This window comes from Aquiluna sp. (assembly GCF_965064355.1).
The window spans coordinates 1-18,236 of the sequence record NZ_CBCHRQ010000021.1 but is presented as its reverse complement, the minus strand read 5'-3'; the positions used below and the strand labels follow the sequence as shown (position 1 = coordinate 18,236).

The window sequence follows — 18,236 nt, the reverse complement described above, 5'->3', positions numbered from 1 at the left end:
ACCCACTGGCCAATCGCCAAGATCTCTTCTTTGGTGTAAACCGCACCGGTTGGGTTAGAAGGTGAGCAAAGCAAAAGTGCCTTGGTCTTAGGGGTGTAAGCAGCTTCAAGCTGAGCAACTGTGACCTTGTAGTCCTGGTCACTGCCAGCGAAAACATCGACCTGCTTACCGCCGGCAAGCTTGATTGCCTCTGGGTAGGTAGTCCAATAAGGGGCTGGAACTAAGACCTCATCCTGCGGGTCCAAGATCACTGCAAATGCCTGGTAAACCGCTTGCTTGCCACCATTGGTAACAATCACCTGAGCTGCGGTGACATTGGTACCGGAGTCACGCTTGGTCTTCTCGACGATCGCCTCGCGAAGTTCTGGAAGACCAGCTGCCGGGGTGTAGCGGTGGTTCTTCGGGTCTCGAACTGCCAAAACAGCGGCCTCGACGATGTGCTGCGGGGTCGCAAAATCCGGCTCTCCAGCGGCATAGGAAATAACATCCTTGCCCTCGGCTTTGAGTGCTTTTGCCTTGGCATCAACTTTGAGTGTTGCACTCTCAGCGATGGCAGCGATTCTTTGCGAAATACGGTTTGCGGACATGGCTAAAAGGATACTTAGGTTTCAGGGCATTCGGGCCAGAATCCCCGTTGCATATCCCTGTCTTTACCCCTAAACTCTTTCAAGTTGACATCTGCCCAAACTAATCTGGCGAAAAATCAAACTAATAGATTCAATCTAGAAGTCTGCCTTTCTCAGGTGACACTTGAAACCAAGCCTCGTGTCTGTTCAGGTTGATGTAGATGGCAACGATAGGGCGGTAGTTCAATTGGTAGAGCAGCGGTCTCCAAAACCGCAAGTTGCAGGTTCAAATCCTGTCCGCCCTGCGCTAACAAAGAAGGATGACAAATGTCAGAAGAGACACAGAACGCCTCTGAAGACTTAGTTGAAGCTGCGAAAGCGGAAAAAGCTAAGACCAAGAACCCGCTTCAGCGCGGAACGCTGTTTTTCCGTCAGGTAGCTGCTGAGCTTGGGAAGGTCACCAGACCAACCCGCAAAGAGCTGATCAACTACACCGGCGTTGTGCTCGGATTCGTTGCAGTCGTGATGGCAATCATCAGCGGCTTGGACTGGGTCTTCTACAACGTTGTCACCTTCGTATTTGCAGGATAAAGAGGAATTTGTGTCAGACCTAAACTTCAGCGACACCGAGGAAACTGAGCCAATGGCTCAGTCCGAGGACGCAGTGAACGAGAACACCGACCTGGACGAGGCCGACCTAGACCTCTCAGAGGTTGAGGCAGAGCACGAGCTCGACGGTTTCCAAATCGAAGAGGTACCTTCCGAGGCAGAGGTTGTTGCAGCCGATGCAGCAGCGGTCGAGGAAGACCCTTACCGCAAGTTCCGTCAGGAACTTCGCGAGCAGGATGGTAAGTGGTTTGTTATCCACTCCTACGCAGGTTACGAGCGTCGCGTGAAGCAGAACATTGAGGTTCGTCGTGCAGCTCTAGCCGGTGGTGACCAGGTCTTCCAGATCGAGGTCCCAATGGAAGAGACCATCGAGATCAAGAACGGTCAGCGCAAGCTAGTTTCCAAGGTTCGTATCCCTGGTTACGTGCTAGTCCGTATGGAAATGACCGAGGACACCTGGTCGCTAGTGCGCCACACTCCTGCGGTTACCGGTTTTGTTGGCAACAGCCAGCACCCAACCCCACTTCGTCCAAACGAAGCTTTTGAGATGCTAAAGCCGCTATTCACCCCTGAGGAAACCGAAGAGGTCAAGAGTGCCAAGGCTGCAATCTCGTCTGGTGGCAAGGCCAAGGGCAAGTCGATCCCAGTAAAGATCGACTTCTCGGTTGGCGAATCCATCATGATCAAGGACGGCTCATTCGCTGGCCTTCCAGGCACAATTTCGGAGATCAACCCAGCCTCTGGCAAGATCACCGTTCTAGTTTCGCTATTCGAGCGTGAGACTCCAGTGGAGCTGTCTTTTGACCAAGTCGGACCACTGAACTAATAAGAGAGAAAAGAAAAAAACATGGCACCCAAGAAGAAAGTCACCGGTCTGATCAAGCTTCAGATCCAGGCTGGCGCTGCTAACCCAGCTCCACCTATCGGACCTGCTCTAGGTCAGCACGGTGTAAACATTATGGAGTTCTGCACCCAGTACAACGCAGCGACCGCTGACCAGCGTGGCAACGTAGTACCGGTTGAGATCACCGTTTACGAAGACCGTTCATTCACCTTCATTCTGAAGACCCCTCCTGCCGCTGAGCTAATCAAGAAGGCAGCTGGAGTTCAGAAGGGAAGCGCAACCCCTCACACCGTGAAGGTTGCAAAGCTATCCCGTGACCAGGTGTTGAAGATTGCGGAGGCGAAGATGAGCGACCTAAACGCTAACGACGTCGAAGCAGCAGCAAAGATCATCGCTGGAACTGCCCGCTCAATGGGCATCACCACCGAGCTATAAACCCAATAACCAAACATAAATAGTCGTGGGAGGGGTTAGCGCCCCTTAGAACCACGGACTGTGACCGAAAGGAAAAGCAGAATGGCAAAGCGCTCAAAGGCCTATAACGAGGCCGCAGCAAAGATCCAAGAAGGCAAGCTCTACAACGCAGAAGAAGCTGCCGCCCTTGCGATCGAAACCGCAGGTAAGAAGACCAACTCAACCATCGAGGTTGCACTCAAGCTTGGAGTGGACCCTCGTAAGGCTGACCAGATGATCCGTGGCACGGTATCTCTCCCTCACGGAACTGGAAAAGTAGCCCGAGTAATCGTGTTTGCAAATGGTGCCGCAGCAGACGCAGCTCGTGAGGCTGGAGCCGACGAGGTCGGTGGCGATGAGCTAATCGCCAAGGTTGAGGCAGGCTGGGTCGACTTCGACTACGCAGTTTCCACTCCTGACCTAATGGGCAAGGTTGGTCGTCTAGGTAAGGTTCTAGGTCCTCGTAACCTAATGCCAAACCCAAAGACCGGAACCGTAACCATGGACACCGCTAAGGCTGTTACTGACATCAAGGGCGGAAAGATTGACTTCCGCATTGACAAGCAGTCCAACCTTCACTTCATCATTGGTAAGGCAAGCTTCACCAAGGTTCAGCTAACTGAGAACCTAAACGCCGCAATGGATGAGGTTGTTCGTCTAAAGCCTTCTACCTCAAAGGGTAAGTACCTTCTAAAGGGTGCCGTAGCGACCACTTTCGGTCCTGGCATTCCTTTGGATACTGCAACCTTTATGTAAGGTTTCTAAGCCACTTATAAAGCGCCAGTGTGCTTGCGCAATCGTCTCGGTTGTATGCAATCACCTGGCGCTTTAGCTTTTCCGCGGAGGCGGGATCCTGAGCCAAGGTGGTTAGGTACTGGTCGTAGAACTCCATTGAGCCCATTGCTTCCTTGACGTCCGATGAGCGATCGAACTGGTAGAAGTTCTCAAGGTTTTTAATGCTGTAACGCTCCTCGGAGATCACCAGTGTTTTCTCCACCACGCGGTAGAGGTCAACAAAGACACCGTTTTCAATTAGCTGCATCACCTCATACTCAAACTTGCCGGTCCTGGCAGCGAGCTTTTTGAGCGCCGTCTTCTCGTATTGCGCATAGTGGTAAATCCGACTCTCCGGGTAGCGCTTGCGATTGAGCAGAACGGTTTGCATAAATGCTTCATATGCTTGCTCTTCGCCCTGGCGATCATCGGCCCAGTGGTGGAAGAATTCCCCCTTGGCATCCACCCAGCCCCACAGGTATTCCAATCCTCCAGGCTCACCAAAGAACGTAAAGCCCTCGAGATCGAAAAACAGATCGCCAGGATTTGGCTGTGGAAGTTCTGCCAGAAGCTCAGGGTCGGTGACAATCTGGGAGCGCTCCCCGGTATCAAGGAATTCCTGCTGCAATCTTGCCTGCAGTGCCAGCTTCCTAATTACCTCGGCAGGATGCTTATCTGTTCCAGAATCTAGTTCTGCTAGCTGGCGAATGGTGAGAACCCCCAGCTGACGAAGTGCCTCTATTTGAGCCTTAGTGATTCCCGCAACCAGTTGCAGGTGGTTGGTTTCGAACCTCATGTGTCTACATAGAGCTGGGTATTCGCACATATCGCAGTAGGTCGATGCCTCACAAACCAAGGGACCTAGGTCCGCAAGGGTCTTTGGATCCTGCTGGATTAGCGCCAAAACACTGTCTTGATACGCGGCACGCTTTGCAATCATCTGAGCGATGACCGCATCGGCGGCGAATCTCGCGAACTCTCTATTGCCCAATATTAGGCCGTGCTCCACCGGAGCCTCAAACCCCAACTCTCGAAGCACGTCCACGTAGAGTCCGACCTGAATCTGATAGTCGGGTTTTGCGGTGCTGGATAACTTGGCATCCCACGCTGCATAGCCGCCGGTCCATTCACCGCTCTGGGTAGCGGTTAGCCCAGCGTCTGAGAATTCGAAGCGGTAGTCACCGCGAATCAGAAAGTCTGGGCGTCCAGAGAATTGAAGCTCCCCAGAACCACCTTTGAGAACGCCCTGGTAGATAACCGGCACGCCCTGCCGCATAAGCTCAATTGTTGCCTCAAGGGTTTGCGGCTTGGGGGCTTGAACCAGTTCACCAAGGTTCTGCAAAAGCTCTTGCTCCAGGGCGGTCTCAAATTTCATGCCGTAACGAATGGCTAGGCTGTCGGGCTTTACGTAGAACTGCTCGATCAACTCGCGAAGACCCTTGACCTCTAACTCTCGTGCCACCGAAACTCGAGTGCAGTGTGAGCACTGCGATCTCATTAGGTCTCGAGAGTCAAAACTTAGTCCGGATGTGGTTTTACGCATGGCTAAAGTGTGCCCCAGGGTTGTGACATTATTCGGTTGATATGTGCGGATACCCGTGCTCAGATTATGCTTGCTAACGTTCACAAGGGGAGCCAAATGCCAAAGACAGACCCAAAGGCCTACCGCCACGTTCTAGTGGTTGAAAACGAACCGCTGATGCGAGACCTTTTGGCACGAGCTGTCGAATCAGCAGGTTTTGTAGTCACTACAGCCGCCAACGCGGCAGACGCCAAGCGAGCAATGAAGTCCATTGACCCTGATGCCATAGTTGTGGATATTGAACTCGGTCCTGGCCCAAATGGTTTTGAACTTGTTGAGTCGCTAAATCCATCGACTCCAGCAGTTGGAATTGTTTACCTAACCAATCTTCCAGATCCGCGCTTTGGCAAAAAAGACGTATCAATGGTGAAGTCCAACCAGGCCTACCTGCGCAAAGGGGCAATCCAGAATGGCCAAGAGCTAGTCGATGCCATCGAGGCCGTGCTGACGGATGCGATCACCAAGGAATACCGTCACGATCTAGCAAGCAACCGTCCCTTCTCAGCACTTTCTCGCCGCCAAGTTGAGACTCTGCAGTTACTGAGCGAGGGCAAAACCAACGCCCAGATCGCGGAGCTTCGTGGCACCACCATTAGGGCCGTTGAGGGCATGCTCACTCGAATCTTTGAACTTATGTCCATCGATCCAAAAGACGGAAACCCAAGGGTTGAGGCGGCCAGCAAGTACCACCAGCTCAAAGAGCAGGCCTAGTTCTTGCCGCAGCGCACTGTTTCCCCATGGAATGCTCTCGGTGGCAAGCATGCCCTGAACTGGCGTTCTCACCTCTTCTTTGCATTACCTGCGATTGTCACCGGACTAATCAATGACTATGGTCGCTTAGGCGGCGATCCAGTTAGCTGGCTCGTTGTAGTTGTAGCTGGTTTTGCCGCGACTGTCTTGAGCATCGAACTTTTGGGTCAGGCTCACACCAGAATTTTCGGTAAGGCAAAAGCACCTTCCAACCTTGTAATTTTGCTACTGGCCGGCCTTGTGCGAGGCATTACTGTCTTCAATGTCGGGTCGCTGCTGGAAGTAATACCGGCTAGCGATATTTGGTTCCGACTGTTCGCAGCTCCGATTTATGTGACCGCGGTTTACATGGTTTTCAATACCTTGGTTGCCTCCTACCTTGCGCAAAGAGAGATCGACCAGGAACTTCGTCGTGAGCAGTACTCCCTGACTCAATCCAGACTCGAGTTTGCCCAGGAAATTGACCGGCTGCGGCTAGCTCAAAGGGCTCGCATTAGCGAGATGGTCACCCCTTCGCTTTGGGAAATCTCTAAGCACCTAAGCGATGCCAGACTCTCTAAGGATGCATCCGCAATCGTGAGGGCTTTGCGAGGTCTCAACGAAGACGTGGTTAGGCCGCTGAGCCACGAACTCGCGATGCGCTTTGATCCTCCAACTTTGACCGCTGCCGCACCGTTTTTTACAAAGCTGGGCCGCCTAACGCTTCCAAAGCGCACTATCCTAGGCAACTCATTGCCGGTTGGTTGGACAGCACTGACCGCTTTTGTCCTTGGGTTCTCGATGCTCTCGGCATCGAGCAATCCGCTGCAAGGCTTGATTACTGCCCTGGTGCTAACCAGCTGGTTTGGATTGATCACCTACGCGGTGAAGGCACTAACGGTGAACCTTGATCACCCAACCCTGTTTGGCTTTCTAGTTTCCATACCGGCCGGTGCCTTGATCGGTCTTACTGCTTATCCCTTTACCTTCTGGGACACCCTTACTCTCCCAGCCGCTTTCATGGTGCAGTCACCGGTGTTCTTCTCGATCGCATATCCGAGTATCTATTTGATGGCGGTAGCTCAAAATCAGTCCGAGATATCTCAGGCTCAATTGCGCGCAATTGTCGAGGAGCTCAGACTTCTAAACTCTCAGCTGCGCCAGCAGGTATGGCTTGACCAAAAGATGCTGGCTACAGAACTACACGGCAGCGTGCAGGCCACTTTGCATGCCACCGCCCTGCAGCTATCCAAGATAGATCAACCATCCATCTCAGATCTTGAAAAGGTTAGGGATGCGGTTGATAAGGCAATCTCACGACTTGGCCAAACTGAATACCTTGAGGGCGAGAGCTTTAGCCAAATCATTCAAGACATTGCCGAGGTTTGGGAAGATACCTGCGATATCGAGTACGCAATTCAACCGGATGCCCAAGCCGTTTTGGATCAGCAGCAAAGCTTGGCTAGAAGCACCATCGAGGTCTTGCGAGAGGCAATAACCAACGCAATCAAGCACGGCAAGGCAAAGAACATCAAGGTCAGCATTACTCAAGACGGCCAGCTGGTGGATCTAATTGTTGATAACGATGGCTCTGAGATTGTTACTGGCCAGCGGGGTCTTGGATCCAGCGTTATTGCAGAACTTACCCACAGCCACAGGCTCTACAAAACTAGAGACGGCGTAAGGTTCACCGCAACTATCGCGCTTGGTCTGCAACTCGAGCAGTAGTCTCCGCAAGGGTCGGCGGCTCACAGCCTTTTCGCTCGCAAACAATTCCCGCTGCGACAGCTGCAATCTCAGCGGCTCTTTGCAGCTGTCCAGCATCAAGTTTTGCAAGCCTAGAAATCGGTTCATCACCCAGGGCGTCAACTAGATCGAGCTCAGCCAAAAGGTTCGCCATAAAGGTGTCTCCGGCACCAACGGTGTCGACCAGGTTGATACTTGGGGCTTTCGCGTGAAGCTTGTTGCCATTCAAATAGAGCGTTGCGCCATCGCCACCGCGGGTAATCACAACTAACCTGCCACCTTTGCTCCACTCCAGCGCGATCTCATCAAGCGCTGCACCAACGGCTAGGTCATATAGCCATTCGATATCGGCATCCGATGCCTTGATGATGTGGCTGTGAGCATTGATTCTCTTTACTCGCGCAAGTTCACTCTCACGCTCAAACCCAAGGGCGGAGCGAATATTTAGATCGTGACTCAAGGTCATTTGGTCTGTTGCGAAAAGCTCACTTAGCCATTTCTCCAGCACCAAACCACCAGGAGCGATTGCCATCGCCAGGCAACCAAACTGCACGGCTCTGGTGTCAAGTGAGGCAAGCTCAACGGCATTTGGAAGTTCTTGCTCCGTCCATCCCCAGTCGGCGGTGCCATCAACGTAGAAGCTGTAGCTAGCTGATCCACCATCGCCAATGGTTGCAACCGCAAGCGAAGTCTGTTCTTTGGCGCTGATGCTGTAATCCAGGTTTACGCCATTAGAACCCAAGCGCTCGCGAATCTGCTTGCCAAAGCCATCGGACGAGATTCGAACCATAAATTTTTGGTCAACTCCGCGCCGAGCCAGTGCCAAGGCCACGTTGGCATTTGCCCCACCAACCACCGCTTGATAGTGACATGAGCTATCGGCTGCGCCGATAAGGTCTATGAGCGCCTCGCCAATCACCAAAATCATGCGGTAAGTCTAGGCTGTAGCTATGAGTGAATCTAGAACGGCTAATCGAGCAATACAGCTTCCACTAATCGGCGTAGTTTTCCTCTGGGTCATGATGATGTTGGCCCAATACGTCGATCTGACGCGTGAGTACCCAACCTATGACAAAAACGGTACTCAGCTGCCATACGAAATCACACTGCAGTGGAGCGTTTACCTGTTTCTTTTGGGCATCATCGGAGTAGCCGTAGCATCGCTACTTGGTCAGCGCATGGCCTTAGCGCTTCGCGTGGATAACGACTCACCGCTAGCGCTTAGCGCCCACCGCTTCAACAACCTTTTTGTGATCCTTTCTCTAGTTGCCGGCGCGGTTTTTGCAATCGGAACCTTTTTTGGCGCTTTCAATAACTACGGCTCCAGGGATGTATCCCCTTTGATTCGAATCTTTGGGGTCTACGTTCCGATCGTGCTGGCCACCGCTTTGGTTGTCGTTGTGATCCTGTTCGCCTTTGTCTTCCGCAAGGATGCACCCGACATCTCGCCCGAAGAGCGCGATGAGGAGCGAGCACGATTGCAGCGCGCAGTTGGGCTGGCTTACGCCGCACCAATCATCGGTACCGCAATCGCCATCATCTTTGGCTTGGCGGTTTATGACACCACCCGCACCACGTTGGATATCTGGATTTGGGTAATCATCCAGGCGATTATCGCAACCTCGATCATCATCGGAACCCGATTTGCCGCGCAGGCAAAGTCTTCAAAGCCATTGCCACCAAGGCCAAGACAAACCGGAACCGCAGCTGTGAACCTAAACTTCGTGCTCTCGATCATCTTTGGAGTAGTGGTGACCGTCATGGCTTTCACCTTTGGATTTGCAGCAATTGAGGCACTGCGCGAGTGGCCAGAGTGGGTCGAGAATGACCCTGCATCCCAGCAGCCATTCGTAAATCCAATCTCGCTCACCTGGGCATTGGAGAAACTGCTACCAGCGCTTGTTCTGCTGTTCCTTGCCACCTTCGGTATCTACCGAACCATGATCTCGAGAAACCCAGTCACGAGTGCGTAGTTATTACAAGGGGTTGCTATTTGACAACGATGGCGTCCTAGTTGACTCCATGCCCGGTGCAATCAGCGCCTGGCGAGCGTGGGGCGAGAAGTATCACCCGGGGTTTGAACTAACCTCAGAGCACCACGGTCGGCGTGCTCAGGATCTAGTTTTGCAGATGGTGGGGGAGCAGCGCTTCAAAGAGGCAGATGACTATATCAACAAGCTCGAGCAGGACCTTGCCCACCTAACCGTCCCATTAGAAGGCTCTGTTGAATTCCTAACCTCAATGCAATCTGGAGTGTGGACCGTTGTTACAAGTGCCAACCCAAACCTTGCAAAAGCCAGACTGAGCGCTGCCGGTATCCCAATCCCAAACGAGCTAGTAACCGCCTGGGATGTTGAAAACGGCAAGCCTCACCCAGAGCCATATCTCAAAGGTGCTGCCAATCTGGGCTTCGATATATCCGACTGTGTGGTGTTTGAAGATGCCGCCTCCGGAATACTTGCGGGGCTAGAAGCTGGTGCAGGACTGCTGGTTGGTGTCACCGAACATGCGCTTGACACCCAAGCAGACATAGTGGTTCGCTCTCTCAAGGGAATTACCTTTGTCGATGGCGAGTTAGTAATTCCAGATTCGATTAGGTTGAGGTAGCTAAATGGCAGAAATTGAGTTCTACGGAGCAGACTGGTGCAGCGATTGCAGAAGGTCTAAGTCACTTCTAAACACCTTGGGTGTTGAATACGAGATGCACGACGTTGCCGAAGATGCAGCCGCTGCGGATCGCTCGAAAGAGATCTCGGGCCGCACCAACATTCCGGTGATTCGCTTTGCGGATGGCACCCACTTGGTTGAGCCAAGCGATGCCATTTTGCACGCTGAGCTAAAGCTCCGCGGCCTCGTTAGCTAATTTAGTTCTATCTTTTTAGGCGCATAGCGCCTAGGCTTGGAATTCGTAGTGCTAGAGGAAACCGTCCTTGGGCACGTCCCTAAGGAATACTCAAAATGCCAAAAGATTTTTCGTCGCCTTCGCGCGCGCCCAGGCCAGCTGCCGCTGGCAAAAAAAGAGCAGTAGCCCCGAAATGGGATTCTGCTCGCAGTGAGTCCCCAGCTAAGCGTGATGGCCGTAAGGGCTATGCATCCAACAAGGGTGACTACGTTCCAAAGTCAGAGCGCATCGTTGAGGTAGATCGCAAGCCTCGCACCGCACGCCCGGACTACGAAGCAGATCGTAAGCCACGCACCGCACGCCCGGACTACGAAGCAGATCGCAAGCCTCGTGCTTCCCGTGACTTTGATGGTGACCGCAAGCCTCGCACCGGTGGTCGTGACTTCGACCCAGCCCGCAAGACTTTTTCGGAGCGTCCAGATCGCGTAGCTCGTGACAACGACCGCAACCGCAGCTTCGATGGTGCTCGTGCCAAGAGCTCAACCGGCAAGACCTTCTCACAGGACGTCAAGCTAGAGCGCCTTGAGAGTGCGACCGATGCAGCTACCTTCGCAACCTTCCAGGAGATGGACCTTCCAGAGCGTCTGACCCAGGAACTTGCCAAGATGGGTGCAGCGACACCTTTCCCAATCCAGGCAGCAACCATTCCGGTTGCAATGGCTGGACAGGATGTTCTAGGTCGCGGTAAGACCGGTAGCGGTAAGACCATTGCTTTTGGTGTACCACTGGTAGCAATGCTGGCAGCAGCCGGTAACCAGCCTCGCGAAGCTCGCAAGCCTCGCGCACTAGTTCTTGCTCCTACTCGAGAGCTTGCAGAGCAGATTGACCGCACCCTGTCACAGCTTGCAAAGAGCGTTGGCTTTTTCACCACCACCATTTACGGTGGTGTGCCTCAGTACCGTCAGGAGCAGGCTCTAAAGCGCGGTGTTGACATTGCAATTGCAACCCCAGGCCGTCTAGAGGATCTAATGGCTCAGGGCCTAGTTGATCTTTCCGGTGTCGAGCGCATCGTTATCGACGAGGCTGACCACATGTGTGAGCTTGGCTTTGTTGAGCCAGTAACTCGCATCTTGGAGGCAACTGGGGATTCCCAGAAGCTGTTGTTCTCTGCAACTTTGGACAAGCAGGTTGCCAACCTAGTCAAGCGCTTCATGCCAAACCCATACGTCTACGAGGTACCGGGTGAGGTAAACGAGTCTTCGGACATCGACCACATCGTTTTGACCATGGAGCCTAGAGACCGCTCACAGATCTTCCACCGCCTAGTTCAGGGCGAGGGTAAGTCGATCGTGTTCGTTCGCACCAAGGCAACCGCTGAGGCACTATCGCAGTCGCTAAACGATGCCGGTGTTTCAACCGCTCGTCTACACGGTGACCTAAACCAGGCTCAGCGCACCAAGAACCTAGAGCGCTTCACCCATGGAGCTGCTCGCGTGATGATTGCAACCGACGTTGCTGCTCGCGGTATTCACGTTGACGATGTGAAGTTGGTAATCCAGCTTGACCTTCCAGAGGAATACAAGACTTACCTTCACCGCGCAGGTCGTACCGGCCGCGCCGGTCGCTCCGGCACCGTGGTTTCGCTCGTTCCGCTAGGCAGAACCCGCAAGGTTGAGGGACTACTAGAGCGTGCTGACCGTCAGGCAAAGTACGTTCACGTAACCCCGGGTGACAAGGTAATTACGGATCTTGCAGGACCAATTGCCCCACCACCGATTGTTGACTCCTTGGACTTTGGTGACTCTCGTTTCGAGACCACTAACAAGTCCGCGGTAAAAAAGAACTTGCGCGACCGCAGCTCTGGAAATAAGCTATACGCAGCCAAAGACCGCCGGTTTCGTCAAAGGTAATCAAAGAAATTAGTTTCTAGATTCACCTGCGTTGATTAAGGTTCACGAAAGTGAAGGCCAGCGCAGGTGAATGTAAGAAGCTTTTTAAGCTCTGAACGTTTACTCTGCGTTCGGAGCTTTTTCTTTTAAGAACTGACCGGCACCAATACAAACAAGGAGTGCCATGGCAGACAAGAAGGCTACGGTCGCCGAGCTAAAAGACAAGTTCTCTAGCTCGAGTGCAGTAATCCTTACTGAATACCGCGGACTCACCGTGACTCAGCTCAAGGAGCTGCGTCGCACATTGGCTAATGACGCAACATACGTAGTTGCTAAGAACACCCTTCTAACAATCGCAGCAAAGGAAGCAGGAGTTTCTGCTTTCGACGGTCAGCTATTTGGACCATCTGCATTGGCATTCGTTCACGGAGACGCAGTTTCCGTAGCAAAGGCACTGAAGGACTTCGCAAAGGCAAACCCACTGCTAGTGGTAAAGACCGGTGTCATGGATGGCACTGCTCTTACCGAGGCAGAGGTTAAGAAGCTTGCGGACCTCGAGACTCGCGAAGTACTACTGGCCAAGGCCGCTGGTGCTCTAAAGGCCACGTTGTTCAAGGCTGCCTACACCTTCAACGCGCTTCCTTCGGGAACCGTTCGCGTTGTCGACGCTTTGCGTCAAAAGCAAGAGTCCAAATAACAATCGTTCACAACCCATTAGGAGACACAAATGGCAAAGCTATCTGCCGACCAGCTCATTGAAGCATTCAAGGAGCTAACCCTTATCGAGCTATCTGACTTCGTCAAGAAGTTCGAAGAGGTATTCGAAGTTTCTGCTGCTGCACCTGTTGCTGTTGCCGCTGCTGGCGCAGCTGCACCTGCTGAGGCTGCAGAAGAGAAGACCGAGTTCGACGTTGTACTAGAAGCCGCTGGCGACCAGAAGATCCAGGTCATCAAGGAAGTACGTGCAATCACCAACCTAGGTCTAGGCGAGGCGAAGGCTCTTGTTGATGGTGCACCTGCAACCATCCTTGAGGGCGCTAAGAAGGAGACCGCTGAGGACGCTAAGGCAAAGCTAGAAGCTGCCGGCGGCAAGGTTACCCTAAAGTAATCCCCCCAAAGCAAAGATTGATCCCCCAGGTTTACCTGGGGGATTTTCTTTTCCCTGTGGTTCCAAAAGCCATAAAGACACTCGCTTTATAGGCTGAACCCAAATGGGACTAAAGAAGGCAATAACCGCTATCGCAGCCATGCTGCTGGTAATTCTTGCCCTTCCCGCTCAAGCAGTAAACATCCATCTTGCCCCAAAGGCATCGCCTGCAATCGAGGGCTCTCAGGCCAGTGCCGACAGTGTGATCAGGGTCGCCGGTTGGGACTTCAAACAGGTCGAAAAAGTCCTAATCGATGATCTGCCAACAACCTTCCAAGTCTCGTCAAATACCCTGATCGCGATCCGTATCCCACTGGGCACCAACCCCGGTGATGTCACAATCACTTTGGTTTCAGACTCCGGAAGAGCAAAATCTTCATTCCAGATCGAAATCGTGTCGCTCGAGACCGAAAAAGATACCAAGGTAACCATTGGTTCTTTTTTGGGTTATGTCGCCGTCTACACCAAGAATCTATCTGGTCAGAAGCTCTCGATTCAGGTGGGCAATAAGTTCCGTGAGATGTCTATTTTGGACAATAACTTCACTGCAAACCTCACCAAAATAGGCAGTAATCGCCTGGTCGAAGTGAAGGTTTTTGTCGCTGGCCAACTGGTTGAATCAGCCATGGTTTTGGTTCGCTAAAAAACTCTCAAATTTCCCGCTCTCAAACGTGTCAAAATGCCTTCGGATACCCGTATCTACGCGGAAGTACGACCATACCCCCTTCCTAGAATTGAAGGGCCTAAAGGGTGTGCGTTCGCATGCCTGAAAACGAGAGAGATTATGACCGAGCTGCAGTTATCAAGAGGGGCAACCAAGTGGTTGCGCCGTCTTGGCCTCGCTGTTCTCGGTGTATTCCTAGCGGTGGCGATTTCAATTACGAGTTCCTTGATCGCCCAGTCAGCCATTGACGGATCGGACTCTGAAGTCGACTACTCATTCAGCCTGACTAGCAACGTCGCCTACACAAACGACCAAAATGTGCGCCCTGGGTCGCAGTTCACTTTCGAAGCGTGGGTAAAACCCGGTTCCATGACTGCCAATTCTGACCACATTCTTGCTAGGCGTCATTACGACTACTCAATAATTGTTTGCGGCGGAAAGTGGTCCTACTACTACGGCACCGCTAGCGGATGGAGTGGTCGTCAAGACACAAACATCGTCGCTAGGGTCAACGCCTGGACTCACGTCTCCCTGGTCATGGACGGCTCCAATGTCCAGTTCTACCTAAATGGTCAACTTGTTCACTCGGCTAGCGGTCGCACCGCGCAAGGCGTGAATGGTTCAAATGCGGAAGAGCGCGCCACGTCCCTCGGTTCTTGGGGTTACTGGACAGGTGTTTTCGTTGGCGACATAGATGAGGTGAAACTTTGGTCCTCGAACCGATCAAGTTCACTTGTGCAAGACATGCACAACCGAGCTACAAGCTCTGATACCGGGCTTATGGCCTACTGGGACTTCAACAACGGTTCTGGTTCGACCGTTTACGGGCGAAAGTCTTCAATCAACCTAACTACCGCTGGTTCCACAAATGTTTACTCCGACATCAAACAGGTCAGCCATTCAGGTGGCGACACCGTCATTACCTTCCCGCGAACCTATCTGCCGGGACTGGGCGGCTGGAAGGCCCCTGCGGACGCCACCAACTTCAGAACCCTGGTGGTTGCCGGTGGTGGTGGCGGTGGCCCCGGTAGAGACGATAGCGGCTGGCGAGGCGCTGGTGGTGGTGCGGGTGGCCTGATCTCTCAGACCGGCGTTTCCCTGTCCGGAATAGTAAACGTCAAAGTTGGTATGGGCGGACAAGGCGGTTGGGGTTCAGACCAATTTGGTCAAACCAACGGCTCCACACGTTATGCCGGTTCCGGTCAGTCCAGCATCTTGGCTTCAAGTACAGCAGACGGTGGCGGAAACGGTGGTTCTGATAACGCAGGGCCAACAGGCAGCACTGCAGGAACCGGTGGTTCCGGTGGCGGTGGAGGTATGTATGCCGGCCTCGGAGCTGCAGGAACGGCGGGCCAAGGATTCGCTGGTGGAAACGCTGATTCGAGTGGCACCTTTCACTCCGGTGGTGGTGGTGGTGCTGGCGGAGTCGGTGGAACCGGAACCTCTAACAAAGCCGGAGATGGTGGGCCAGGTCTAGCTTCCGCAATTACCGGAACTTCGGTAACTTACGCTTGGGGTGGATCTGGAGCTGGCACGACTCAGGACGGAAGCATAACCGTCAACTCCGTGGCTTACACCGCCGGTTCCAACGCTCCAGCAAATACCGGTGCCGGTGGTGGTGGTGGTGAACACCAATCAAACCAAAGCGTCAATACCATGGGTGGCAATGGTGGATCTGGTGTTGTGATTGTTCGCTACTCGCCAACCAAAGATTTGGTGTGGGATAAAAACTCCACGCCACAGTCCTTTGCCTACACAAACTCTCAAGTAATTCCAGCCACCGGAAACTGGACCTACGAGGCTTGGTATTACCTTGACGCCTCGGATTTAGGTCCCGGCTGGCATGGGCTGTTTTCGCAAATGGACACGCCACAGGCTTATTCACAGCGTGTGTCACTATGGCTCAACGGCGGAAAATTGCATTACACCCTCGGCGGCTCTGCATACGGGGACCTAACCAGTCACATTCTGACTACTGAACGTTGGTATCACATTGCTTTTGTGCGCAATGGCAACGATGCTGAAATTTTCGTTGACGGAATTAAGCTTGTCGACTCCACAGTCACCTGGGGTGCCATCGGGCCTGAGTTCGCCATCGGTGGCGCTAGGCAATGGGACAATTCCTATGCCGAGGTATCTGGAGCGATTGATCAGGTTAAGGTTTGGTCTACCGCTTTGGACGAAGCGAATATTCAAGCTTCGATGTATACCTACTCAAGCTCTGGAGTGACTGGCACGCTAAAGGCGCACTACGACTTCAATGAGTTTGAAAGCGGCATAGTTAGAGACCGAACAGGAAACAACAACACCTTGGTAGTCAATACCGATGTGGCCGGAGGTTATGCATCCACTGACTTCAACGAGAACTTCCTCCTCGACAGCGGCACCGCCTTTAATCACCAGAACTACATTCGATTTAAGCGCAGTTACCTAACCGCGACCGGCGGCTACACACTCCCTGCGGGAGTGAGCCGTTACAAGTCTCTAGTTGTCGGCGGTGGCGGCGGCGGTGGCTCAATGGTTGGTGGTGGTGGTGGTGCGGGTGGTTTCACCAGCTCTCAAGTTGCAACCTTTAGTTCAACCGTGGTTAGAGTGCTTGTGGGACAGGGTGGTGTTGGTTCCTTCCTGACTGCCGAGACAGACAGCTATACAAACAACGGCGTGGTAAGAGTTGCGAATAACGGGCACGCCTCAGCCCTGGGACCAATCTCGGTTTCAGGTGGCGGTCGCGGCTCCAATCATGATGCGAACCAAGTCAGACTCACCTTGGCTCAAGCTAAGCCCTTGCCAGGCGGCTCTGGTGGTGGTGGTGGTGGTCTAAACGACTCAACGGATGTGCGAACTGGAGCTAGTGGAACTGCGGGCCAAGGTTTCTCCGGTGGTACGGCCACCAGTGGTGCCTGGCAGTCTTCCGGTGGTGGTGGCGCGTCTCAAGCGGGATTGCCTGGAACCTCGACCAGTGGAGGTAAAGGTGGTGACGGTGCTACCAGCTCAATAACGGGCACGACTCTGACATATGCAGGTGGTGGTGGCGGTGCGTGGCATGCCGGGACTAATCATGGAGCTGCCGGTGCTGGCGGCGGTGGCACAGGATCTATGCTCACAGGTGGAAGCGGATCTGTTAACACCGGTGGCGGTGGCGGCGGTGCTGGTGGCGACTGGCTAACTGATTCGTACGGTGGTACTGGTGGAACCGGTGTTGTGGTCCTTTCTTGGGGAGCACAGCTTCAGGTAACGAACACTCCTCTTGGAGTTAGGCCAGGTAGTGCATTCGTAAATCCCATCAAGGTTCAGATCAATGACTTGTCGGGTAACAAGATATCGACAACCGGTACCGTGACTGTAACTGCATCTCCTGGTGTCTTGCAGATCAACGGCAACGCCCTTACACAGTCACTTACTGTGAATGTGTTTGATGGAATTGCGACCTTCACTGGTCTTGGATACACAAGCACTGTCTTGACCGCTCAAACCCTTACCTTCACTACAGATGCAGCAATTGCAACGACTTTGTCGGTAACCCCAGGGGCATTCCCTGCCAACGTAAACATCGCAAACGGTGTTACCACTCAGGGTGCCTTTGTTGACGGCGAGTTCTTTGCAACTTCCGGCACTGGAACCACAAACATCTTGGCTTCCGATCTAGTACGCCACATGGCCAGTTTCTCAACTGTCATCTCGGCCTCGGGAAACATCACAGTTTCTGCAGATGTCACCACCTCAGCGACAGCCAGCCTCACCCTGCGAGCAAATGGAAGCATCTCCCTCTCGGCGAATGTTGACATGGTTCTAAATGGTGGAAACCTGATTCTTTGGTCCGACTCCGACAACAACGGTGCAGGCTTCTTCAGGGCTGAGCGAGGTGTTATTTTGAACACGGTTGGCGGAAGCACAACCGCTCTCACCGGTGGTGGACACATCTACATCGCTGGTGGTCTTGATACCAACGCCGATGGCTTACCCGATGGTTCAGCCAGAAGCGTTGCCAGCGTCAATGCCGGCGACGCTGTCTGGCTTGGAGATCGGCCCGTGTCCAACGCATTTGCCGCCTACTCCGGTGGCGGAGATATCGTGATCAGAGGCGATGCCTCTAGGCGCATCGGTCTAAACATCAACGGCCAAGTGATTATGAAGGCCGGAAATGGCCGCCTCATTCTTTCCGGAAACAGCAGCTCTACAACAAGCGCTGAGGGCAACAACTCGCATGGCCTGGAAGTCCTTGGCGAGCCTGGTTTCCCGAGTTTGTACGAGAGCTATAGCTCTCACAGCCAAGCAATTTCAATCATCGGAACATCAACTGCGAATAACACGGACACCTTCGGCCTCTCATTCTTGTTTGGATCAAACCCAAGCAACACTGTGATTTCAAGTAAGGGCACCGGCGGTGTATT

At 53.3% G+C, this 18,236-nt stretch carries 17 protein-coding genes and 1 tRNA gene; 15 read left to right on the top strand and 3 right to left on the bottom strand.

All coding sequences use genetic code 11. The annotated features are described in order from the left end of the window. Positions 1–587, bottom strand: a 587-nt coding sequence (locus AC128V_RS03340; protein WP_482763262.1) for an aminotransferase class I/II-fold pyridoxal phosphate-dependent enzyme, incomplete at its 3' end; no start/stop codon positions are given. 211 nt (positions 588–798) lie between these two features. On the opposite strand from AC128V_RS03340, the gene AC128V_RS03335 reads away from it, so the two are divergent. From AC128V_RS03335 to rplA, 5 genes are all read left to right on the top strand, one after another. Then, positions 799–871: transfer RNA gene (locus AC128V_RS03335), tRNA-Trp, on the top strand. Positions 872–893: 22 nt separating this feature from the next. Then, positions 894–1,157: a preprotein translocase subunit SecE gene (gene secE, locus AC128V_RS03330; RefSeq protein WP_482763261.1), complete on the top strand. Its 264-nt coding sequence runs from the start codon at positions 894–896 to the stop codon at positions 1,155–1,157. Between the two features lie 10 nt (positions 1,158–1,167). Next, complete coding sequence (nusG, locus tag AC128V_RS03325) at positions 1,168–2,001, top strand: transcription termination/antitermination protein NusG (protein WP_482763260.1); 834 nt, start codon at positions 1,168–1,170, stop codon at positions 1,999–2,001. A gap of 21 nt (positions 2,002–2,022) precedes the next feature. Continuing rightward, positions 2,023–2,454, top strand: a complete 432-nt coding sequence (rplK, locus tag AC128V_RS03320) for a 50S ribosomal protein L11 (RefSeq protein ID WP_482763259.1) — start codon at positions 2,023–2,025, stop codon at positions 2,452–2,454. Between the two features lie 81 nt (positions 2,455–2,535). Beyond that, on the top strand, positions 2,536–3,228 hold the full coding sequence (gene rplA / locus AC128V_RS03315; RefSeq protein WP_482763258.1) for a 50S ribosomal protein L1: 693 nt from the start codon (positions 2,536–2,538) through the stop codon (positions 3,226–3,228). Here the strand turns inward: rplA and AC128V_RS03310 are convergent. Beyond that, on the bottom strand, positions 3,221–4,789 hold the full coding sequence (locus AC128V_RS03310; protein WP_482763257.1) for a TM0106 family RecB-like putative nuclease: 1,569 nt from the start codon (positions 4,787–4,789) through the stop codon (positions 3,221–3,223). The genes rplA and AC128V_RS03310 overlap by 8 nt on opposite strands. A 96-nt stretch (positions 4,790–4,885) precedes the next feature. Between AC128V_RS03310 and AC128V_RS03305 the strand changes: the two genes are divergently transcribed. Continuing rightward, on the top strand, positions 4,886–5,539 hold the full coding sequence (locus AC128V_RS03305) for a response regulator (RefSeq protein ID WP_482763256.1): 654 nt from the start codon (positions 4,886–4,888) through the stop codon (positions 5,537–5,539). 3 nt (positions 5,540–5,542) lie between these two features. Continuing rightward, positions 5,543–7,285 carry a sensor histidine kinase gene (locus AC128V_RS03300; RefSeq protein ID WP_482763255.1) on the top strand — a complete coding sequence of 581 codons (1,743 nt, stop codon included), beginning with the start codon at positions 5,543–5,545 and terminating at the stop codon, positions 7,283–7,285. Here AC128V_RS03300 and AC128V_RS03295 read toward each other — a convergent pair. Then, positions 7,254–8,231: a PfkB family carbohydrate kinase gene (locus AC128V_RS03295; protein ID WP_482763254.1), complete on the bottom strand. Its 978-nt coding sequence runs from the start codon at positions 8,229–8,231 to the stop codon at positions 7,254–7,256. The two genes, AC128V_RS03300 and AC128V_RS03295, sit on opposite strands and share 32 nt — an antisense overlap. A 22-nt stretch (positions 8,232–8,253) precedes the next feature. Here AC128V_RS03295 and AC128V_RS03290 point away from each other — a divergent pair, with 22 nt between their 5' ends. The 8 genes from AC128V_RS03290 to AC128V_RS03255 all read left to right on the top strand — a co-directional run. Then, positions 8,254–9,276, top strand: a complete 1,023-nt coding sequence (locus tag AC128V_RS03290; protein WP_482763253.1) for a hypothetical protein — start codon at positions 8,254–8,256, stop codon at positions 9,274–9,276. Then, positions 9,269–9,910, top strand: a complete 642-nt coding sequence (locus AC128V_RS03285) for an HAD-IA family hydrolase (RefSeq protein WP_482763252.1) — start codon at positions 9,269–9,271, stop codon at positions 9,908–9,910. The genes AC128V_RS03290 and AC128V_RS03285 overlap by 8 nt, the downstream gene beginning before the upstream one ends. Before the next feature lie 4 nt (positions 9,911–9,914). Further along, complete coding sequence (locus tag AC128V_RS03280; RefSeq protein WP_482763251.1) at positions 9,915–10,166, top strand: glutaredoxin domain-containing protein; 252 nt, start codon at positions 9,915–9,917, stop codon at positions 10,164–10,166. Positions 10,167–10,261: 95 nt separating this feature from the next. Then, entirely contained in the window at positions 10,262–12,055 is a 1,794-nt protein-coding gene (locus AC128V_RS03275) for a DEAD/DEAH box helicase (protein ID WP_482763250.1), read from the top strand. 163 nt (positions 12,056–12,218) lie between these two features. After that, a complete protein-coding gene (rplJ, locus tag AC128V_RS03270) occupies positions 12,219–12,731 on the top strand; it encodes a 50S ribosomal protein L10 (protein WP_482763249.1) in 513 nt (170 codons plus the stop codon). 30 nt (positions 12,732–12,761) lie between these two features. After that, positions 12,762–13,142, top strand: coding sequence for a 50S ribosomal protein L7/L12 (gene rplL / locus AC128V_RS03265; protein WP_482763248.1), 381 nt, complete (start codon positions 12,762–12,764; stop codon positions 13,140–13,142). 103 nt (positions 13,143–13,245) lie between these two features. Beyond that, positions 13,246–13,824, top strand: a complete 579-nt coding sequence (locus tag AC128V_RS03260) for a hypothetical protein (protein WP_482763247.1) — start codon at positions 13,246–13,248, stop codon at positions 13,822–13,824. Positions 13,825–13,965: 141 nt separating this feature from the next. After that, positions 13,966–18,236 (top strand): LamG-like jellyroll fold domain-containing protein (locus AC128V_RS03255; protein WP_482763246.1); only part of this gene is annotated, 4,271 nt, incomplete at its 3' end.